The sequence below is a fragment of the Dyella sp. genome (assembly GCF_035508675.1).
Lineage (GTDB): Bacteria > Pseudomonadota > Gammaproteobacteria > Xanthomonadales > Rhodanobacteraceae > Dyella_B.
The window spans coordinates 1-8,313 of the sequence record NZ_DATJMN010000143.1 but is presented as its reverse complement, the minus strand read 5'-3'; the positions used below and the strand labels follow the sequence as shown (position 1 = coordinate 8,313).

Annotated in this window: 5 protein-coding genes; all 5 read left to right on the top strand. The window is 65.8% G+C overall.

The genetic code is table 11. The features are described 5' to 3' along the window. Positions 1–333 precede the first annotated feature (333 nt). A complete protein-coding gene (gene glgA, locus VMA74_RS08060) occupies positions 334–1,953 on the top strand; it encodes a glycogen synthase GlgA (protein WP_414649580.1) in 1,620 nt (539 codons plus the stop codon). 75 nt (positions 1,954–2,028) lie between these two features. Beyond that, complete coding sequence (gene glgB, locus VMA74_RS08055; RefSeq protein WP_325366120.1) at positions 2,029–4,230, top strand: 1,4-alpha-glucan branching protein GlgB; 2,202 nt, start codon at positions 2,029–2,031, stop codon at positions 4,228–4,230. Between the two features lies 1 nt (position 4,231). Continuing rightward, positions 4,232–6,019, top strand: coding sequence for a malto-oligosyltrehalose trehalohydrolase (gene treZ, locus VMA74_RS08050; protein WP_325366118.1), 1,788 nt, complete (start codon positions 4,232–4,234; stop codon positions 6,017–6,019). Then, positions 6,012–8,033: a 4-alpha-glucanotransferase gene (malQ, locus tag VMA74_RS08045; RefSeq protein ID WP_325366117.1), complete on the top strand. Its 2,022-nt coding sequence runs from the start codon at positions 6,012–6,014 to the stop codon at positions 8,031–8,033. Before treZ ends, malQ begins: the two co-directional genes overlap by 8 nt. Next, the coding region (locus VMA74_RS08040) for an alpha-amylase family glycosyl hydrolase (RefSeq protein ID WP_325366116.1) at positions 8,030–8,313 on the top strand (284 nt) is incomplete at its 3' end. The genes malQ and VMA74_RS08040, both read left to right, overlap by 4 nt.

Here is an 8,313-nt window from a genome sequence, read left to right as displayed (position 1 = left end):
TTCCTGCAATTCCTTCGAACGAGAAAGCGCTTTTCATTCACTGCGATATCTGTGTATCGCCAAAAGCGGCAATACCTCCAAGCCGTCGACAACCTCTCACCACCGTGCGCCGCCTGCCGTAAACATCGCGTGCATGGAAAGTTGTTCACGCATTCATGCCGCATGCGGCGGTGGAAATTTCGCTTGCGCATGCACGGTGAGCCGTCTCGCCGCCTTCACCTTGCCGCATCACTGGCTGTACGCGAGTTTGATCCACGCACCCCTAACCTCAAGCATAAGCACTGCCTCTATCGGCGAATCGTCGCCGCGCAGTTTTTTCGTGAGATCAATGGGATGACTATCGCAAAACCCGCACATGGCACGTATCGGATCCCTCGCTCCCTGCCGCACGAGGCGCGCAATCCTCGGCACAGGCCAGGAAAACCTGACCAGGCACTGATCGTGCCGGCCACCGCCCGCGCCGAGCGCGTGCGAGGGCGCATACTGTTCGTCACCACCGAAATGACCGACTTCGTGAAAGCGGGCGGACTCGGCGATGTATCCGCCGCGCTGCCGCGCGCAGTTAGCAAGCATCACGACGTGCGCGTGCTGATCCCGGGCTATCCGAAAGTGCTTGCCGCCGCCGGTACGTCCCTGCGCATGGTCGGCAAAGTGCGAGCCCATCACAAGCTGCCGGCCTGCGAGATTGCCGAATTGACGTTGAGCGACGGCCTCACCGTGCTGGTGCTGTGCAATGCACAACTCTATGAACGCGAAGGTTCGCCCTATACCGATGCCAGCGGACACGAATGGCCGGACAACGACATCCGCTTCGCCACGCTGTCGCATGCGGCCGCGCAAATCGCGCTCAAGCGCGCGCACATTCCGTGGCAGCCGGACCTGCTGCACTTGAACGACTGGCCATGCGCCCTGGCCGCCCACTACATGGATGGCCACAGCGATGCCGCGCCGACCGTACTGACCATTCACAATCTGGCGTACCAGGGTGTATTTCCTGCTGCCAACGCGGCGCATCTCGGCCTGCCGGCGCACCAGCACGCCGAATACGATCGCCACGGGCGCCTCTCCTTCCTGCACGAAGGCATCGCCAAGGCCACGTATCTCACCACCGTCAGCGAGAGCTACGCGCGGCAGATCACCGAACCCGACTATGGTTGCGGCTTGGATGCGTTGCTGCGCCGGCGCTCGCTCGAAGGCAGGCTGATCGGCATCGTCAACGGCGTCGACCACAGCTGGGACCCGCACAACGATCCCGCCTTGGTGGCGCCCTTCGCCATCGGCGACTGGGAAACGCGGCGCGAAAACACGCAGCAGCTGCGGGAAGAGCTTGGCCTGCGGCAGCAGAACGGTCCGCTGTTCGCGGTCATTTCGCGCATGGTGCAGCAGAAGGGCGTGGATCTGATCTGCGAGGCCGCGCCGCAGATCATCGCCGCCGGCGGACAGTTGGCGCTGATCGGTCGCGGCGATCCGGCCATCGAGCGCACGATCGCGCGCCTGCCGCGCCGTTTTCCAGGACGCGTGGCAGCGCATATCGGTTTCGAGGAAGCGCTGGCGCGGCGCATGTTTGCCGGTGCCGATTTCCTGCTGATGCCCTCGCGCTACGAGCCGTGCGGCTTGAGCCAGATGTATGCCCAGTCGTACGGCTGCCTGCCGATCGCGCATGCAACGGGCGGATTGATCGACACCATCGAAGACGGCGTCACCGGCTTGCTGTTCCGCCATGCCAGCGTATCGGAACTGCGCCGCTGCCTGCAGCGCGCGTTCCGCATCTACGCCGAGCCGCTCCTGCTCAACGCGATGCGCGGTGCGGCGATGCTAGAAAAACATGGCTGGGATGCTCCGGGCCGGCAATACGCGGCCCTGTACCAGCGCATGCTGCCTACGCAGCGGCAGGCCGATGTCGCGGCGCCGTCAACGCCCTCCGTGCGCAGGGAGGATGCATATGTGCATTAGGGCCAGCGATAAATCCGCGACGTGGCCACGCCGCACTCGCGCTCCGAAGGCCGCGGCGTGAGGGCCGGCATCAGCATGGCTGCCGTGCCAGCGACCCGCCCTGCCGCATGCATTCCCGCCGAGGTGCTGCAGGCCTTGGACCAGGGCCGGTGCGGCACACCCTTCGAATGGCTCGGCCCGCACCGCTACGATGCAGGCTGGTACGTGGCGACGGTGGCGCACGGCGCCACGGCGGTGGACGTGCTGCAGAACGGTGAAACCTGGCCGGCGCAGCGACTGGCCGAAGGTGTGTTCGTCGCCGAGCTTGCGCAGCAGCCGCAGGATTACCGGTTGCGCATCCAATGGCCGGCGGGCAAGGAAAACATCAGCGATCCCTATGCTTTCGCCCCGCTGCTCACCGAGGGCACGCTGCATGCGTTCCATGCCGGCGAATTGCGCTATCCAGGCGACATCCTTGGCGCCCACGTGCTGCACATCAACGACGTCAATGGCGTGCATTTCTCGGTCTGGGCACCCAATGCGCTGCGCGTGTCGGTGGTGGGCGATTTCAACCAATGGGACGGCCGCCGCCATGCGATGCGGCGGCACGATCACGAAGGCGTGTGGGAAATTTTCATACCCGGCGTGAAAGCCGGCGCGCTGTACAAGTTCGAACTGCTCGACCGCAACGGGCATCTGCTGCCGCTGAAAGCCAACCCTTTCGCGCGCCAGACCGAACAGCCGCCCGCCACGGCTTCGATGGTGGCCGCACCGCTGTCGGTCAGCTGGCATGACGCCGCGTGGATGGCGCATCGCGCATCGGTGGATCACGCACGCACGCCGATCTCCATCTACGAAGTGCACGCCGGCTCCTGGCAATGGAACGAATTGGGACAGCCGCTGGACTGGGACGCACTTGCCACACGGCTGATTCCCTATGTGCAAGCGCAAGGCTTCACGCATATCGAGCTGCTGCCGATCAGCGAGTTTCCGTTCGGCGGCTCCTGGGGTTACCAGCCGATCGCCATGTACGCGCCAACGGCACGCCTGGGCAGCCCGGATGCATTCGCCCGCTTCGTGGACTCCTGCCACGTGGCCGGCATCGGCGTCATCATCGACTGGGTGAGCGCGCACTTTCCGTCCGACGAACACGGCTTGCGCGATTTCGACGGCACCAAGCTGTACGAGCACCGCGATCCGCGCGAAGGCATCCATCAGGACTGGGACACGCTGATCTACAACTATGGCCGGCTTGAAGTACGCCAGTACCTGCTAGGCAGTGCGATGCACTGGATGCGCCACTACCACGTGGATGGCCTGCGCGTGGATGCGGTCGCCAGCATGCTGTACCGCGATTACAGCCGCCCAGAAGGCGAATGGATCCCGAACAAGCACGGCGGCCGCGAAAACCTCGAAGCCATCGCCTTCCTGCAGTCGCTCAACGAAACCGTCGCCCGCGAACAGAGCGGCGTATTGGTGATGGCGGAAGAATCCACCGCCTGGCCCGGCGTCACGCGCCACGTCCACGATGGCGGCCTGGGTTTCAGCTACAAGTGGAACATGGGCTGGATGCACGATAGCCTGGAATACATGAAGCGCGATCCACTGTATCGCCGCTATCACCACCACGACCTCACTTTCGGCCTGGTCTACGCCTGGTCGGAAAAGTTCATGCTGCCGCTCTCGCACGACGAAGTGGTGCACGGCAAAGGCTCGCTGATCGCACGCATGCCCGGCGACCGCTGGCGGCAATTCGCCAACCTGCGCGCGTATTTCGGTTTCATGTGGACACACCCTGGCAAGAAGCTGCTGTTCATGGGCGGCGAGTTCGCGCAGTACCGCGAATGGCACCACGACCGTCCGCTCGACTGGCATCTGCTGGACGACCCCTTGCATCGCGGCGTACAGCAACTGGTGGCCGATCTCAACAGCGCCTTCGTGCACGAACCGGCACTGCACCGCTGCGACCACGATCCGGAAGGCTTCCAATGGGTCGTCGGCGACGACACGCATGCCTCGGTCTACGCGTATCTGCGCTTCGGTGGCGAAGGCGTTCCGCCGATCCTGGTGGTGTGCAACTTCACGCCGCAGATGCGCCGCGATTACCGCATCGGCGTGCCCGAAGGCGGCCTGTGGCGCGAACTGTGCAACACCGACAGCGCGCATTACGGCGGTTCCAACGTGGGCAACGGCGGCATGGTGCGGGCCGATGCGCAGAGCTGCCGCGGCCAACCGTATTCGTTGAACCTGGTGTTGCCGCCGCTCGCGACCTTGCTGTTGCGGCCGGAGAGGAGCTGATGTGCAGGTCGATCGCATAACTCATAAATCGCCGGCCACCTCCTGCTACCACTGCACCTACGGCGCGCAAGTGCTGGACGACGGCACCACGCGATTTCGTGTCTGGGCGCCCGGCGCCGAACGCGTCGAGCTGGTGATCGATGACCACGCCTTTCCGATGGAGCGCGATGAAGACGGCAACCACACGCTGCCGATCGAAGTCGATGCCGATACGCGCTACGTCTACCGCATCGGCGATCGCCAGGTGCCCGACCCGGCCTCGCGCGCGCAGCCAGGCGGCGTGCTCGGCGCAAGCATGGTGGTCGATCCGCGCGACTACGTATGGAAGTGCAACGACTGGAACGGCATGCCGTGGCATCGTGCCGCCATTTGCGAGGTGCACGTCGGCGCGATGGGCGGTTTCGACACGTTGCGCCAAGCACTGCCGCGCCTGTCGGCCAGCGGTTTCACCGCCATCGAACTGATGCCGATCGCCTCGTTCCAGGGCGACCGCAACTGGGGCTACGACGGTGTGCTGCCGTACGCGCCGGATGCCTCCTACGGCAGCATCCATGCACTCAAGGCGATGATCGACGAAGCACACCGGCTTGGCGTGGCCGTGATCCTGGACGTGGTCTACAACCATTTCGGCCCGCTCGGCAACGAACTGCCGAACTACGCGCCCGAATTTTTCGCGCCGGACGTGCACACGCCATGGGGCGCGGCGATCGATTTCCGCCGGCCGCAAGTGGCGCGCTACTTCATCGACAACGCGCTGATGTGGATCAACGAATACCGCTTCGACGGGCTGCGGCTGGATGCGGTGCATGCCATCCAGCCGAAAAGTTTCCTGGATGAATTGGGCGCCGCCGTGCGGCGTACCTGCCTGCCGCGCGGGCGCGAGGTGTGGCTGATCCTGGAAAACGAACACAACACCGCCGGCCTGTTGCGCGGCGACTATAACGCGCAGTGGAACGACGACGCGCACAACGCCTTGCACGTGCTGCTCACCGGCGAACACGAGGGTTATTACGCCGACTTCGCCAAGCACCCGACCGATGACCTTGCGAAGGTGCTGTCGGAAGGTTTCGTGTTCCAGGGCCAGCACGACCGCCGCGGCCTGTCGCGCGGCGAGCCCAGCGGCGATCTGCATCCGCACGCCTTCGTGCTGTTCCTGCAGAACCACGACCAGATCGGCAACCGTCCCATGGGCGAACGCCTGACCTGCCTGGCGAACGAAGCGGACCTGCGCGCGGCGATGGTGCTGGTGGCGCTCAGCCCGATGGTGCCGCTGTTCTTCATGGGCGAGGAATGGGGCTGTCGCACGCCGTTCTATTACTTCACCGACTATGAAGGCGAACTGGCGCAGAAAGTGCGCGACGGCCGGCGCGCCGAGTTTGCGCATTTCTCCGGTTTCACCGACCCGGACCGGCGCGCGCGCATTCCCGATCCGAATGCGCTCGATACTTATGCCGCCTCCATACCGCGCGTGGACGACGCCATGCAGGCGCTGGCGTGGAAACGCTGGTTTGCCGACCTGTTGCAATGGCGCAAGCGCTACCTGGCCGATCGCCTGGCCGGCAGCTGCGCACGCGGTTGCGAGGTGCTGGGTGACAAGACGGTGTATGCACGCTGGCGGCTGGGCGACGGCCACGAGTGGCAAATCGCCTTGAACCTGTCCGACCAGGACGTAGCGCTGCCGCGCGACCCGGCCACCAAGGTGCTGTGGATCGAGCCGCAGCACGCGATGGATGCGCTCGACCGCGGCACGCTCGCCGCACACACGGCGGTGGTGATGGAACGTGAGTGACGCCGCGCTTGCAAAGCTCGCACAGGCGGCAGGCATCGGCGTGACATGGACGGATGCCTACGGGCAGCCCCGAAGCGTGGCCGATGAAACGCTGCATAGCCTGCTCGACGCCATGCAGCTGCCTTCGCACAGCGCCGAAAACCGCGCCGCCAGCCTGCGCCTGATCGAGGAACGCACGCAGGCGCTGCCGGCCTTGATCACCGCGGATGCGGGCGAGGTGTTCGCGCTGCCGCCGGCCATCCGCGGCACGGCCGCCATCGCCGCCTACGACGAGGAAGGCAAGGACCAGGCGCTGGCGCTGCCGGGCCACGGCCAATGCCGCGCACCAAAAAAATACGGCTACTACCAGCTCGTCGTCGGCCCGCGCCAGCTGATCCTGGCGGTGGCGCCGCCGCGTTGCTTCGGCGTGGGCGATGCGCTCGGCCTGCCGCCCCATCCCACCGGCCTGCATAAAACCTGGGGCCTGGTCGCACAGGTCTACGCGCTGCGCCATGCGCAGGACGGCGGCGTGGGCGACAGCCGCGCCATGGCGGAACTGGCCCAGGCCATCGGCCAGGCCGGCGGCGATGCGCTGGCGCTCAGCCCGCTGCATGCGGTGAGTCCGATCCGCGCACACTACAGCCCGTATTCGCCTTCCCACCGCGGCTTTTTCAACTGGCTGCATGCGGATGCCGCGCAAGTACTCGGCGCACCGGCCTTGCTCGAGGCCATCGAGCAAAGCGGCGCGACAGCGGCCTGGCAAGCTGCGCAACACGGCAAGCTGGTCGACTGGCCGACGGTGTATGCGCTGCGGCGCAAGGTGTTCGGGCAGTTGCACGCCTTGTTCGCGCACGCACCGCCAGACTTGCGCGACGACCTGCAACGCTTCGCCACGGAAGGTGGCGCTGCCCTGCGCCGGCATGCATGGTTTGCGGCGCGGCAGGCGCAAGCGGCGCGGCGCGACGAAGCCGGCGCGTGGCAGCAGTGGAACGAGGATTGGCACGACGAAGCGGTCGCAAAGCAGTTCGCGCGCGAACACGGCGCCGACGTGGAATTTGAAATGTTCCTGCAATGGCTCAGCGCGCGCAGCTGGGAAAAAACCGCCGCGCTGGCACGCGATGCCGGGCAGCGCATCGGCCTGATTCACGATCTCGCCGTCGGCTTCGAAACCGGCGGCAGCGAAGCATGGGCCTGGCGCGAGCACGTGCTCGCGGGCTTGGAACTGGGCGCGCCGCCCGACGCCTTCAATCCGCAGGGACAGAGCTGGGGCGTCACCGCCTATGCGCCATGGGGTTTGCAAGCCACCGGCTTTCGCCCATTCATTGAGCTGCTGCGCGCGAACATGGCACATGGCGGCGGCATCCGCATCGACCACATCATCGGCTTTCAGCATCTGTGGGTGCTGCGCCAGGGGCAGTCCTCCGCCGAAGGCGGCTATCTGCGCCAGCCGCTGCAGGACCTGCTGCGCCTCACCGCACTGGAATCGTGGCGCCAGCGCTGCATCGTGATCGGCGAAGATCTCGGCACCGTGCCCGCCGGCCTGCGCGACATACTCGCCGCGCGCGGCGTGCTGGGCATCGACGTGCTGTTGTTTACGCACGACGAGCAAGGCGAGTTCCTGCCGCCGCATGCGTGGCGAAAGAACGCCGTGGCGATGACCACCACGCACGATCTGCCGCCCTTGGCCGGGTGGCGCCAAGGCACAGATTTGCGTGCGCGCGCCAACGCGCAGGCGTGGCGCGAGGAGGCGCTTGGCCAACAGTTGCAGGCACGCGAACAGGAAGTCGCGCAGCTGGATGCCACGCTCGCGGCGGCTTCGCCGTCAGGGTATGCCGGCTTTCTCGCCAACACCCCGGCGCCGCTGGTGCTGATCCCGCTCGAAGACGCACTGGAACGCACAGAACAACCCAACCTTCCCGGCACCGTCGACAGCCATCCCAACTGGCGGCACCGCTTGCCGGACGACGCGGTCGAAACCCTGCCACCGGTATTGCGGAACATCGATACGCAGATGAAGCAGGCACTGCCCGCATGAACGAGTTACGCGCCACCGTACGCCTGCAGCTCAACCGCGAATTCGACCTTCTCGCGGCGGCCGAGCGCGTGCCGTATTTCGCCGCGCTCGGGCTTAGCCATGTGTACCTGTCGCCGATCGCGATGGCCCGGTCCGGTTCGATGCACGGCTACGACGTGGTCAACCCGATGATCGTCAACCCCGAGCTCGGCGGCGAATCGGCGCTCGCCCGGCTGGTGCAGACGCTGCATACGCACGGCATGGGCGCGATCCTGGACATCGTCCCCAACCACATGGCCGC

Coding starts and splice junctions, on each gene's coding strand:
- glgA (WP_414649580.1), top strand. CDS start 334: ATGACTATCGCAAAACCCGCACATGGCACGTATCGGATCCCTCGCTCC.
- glgB (WP_325366120.1), top strand. CDS start 2,029: ATGGCTGCCGTGCCAGCGACCCGCCCTGCCGCATGCATTCCCGCCGAG.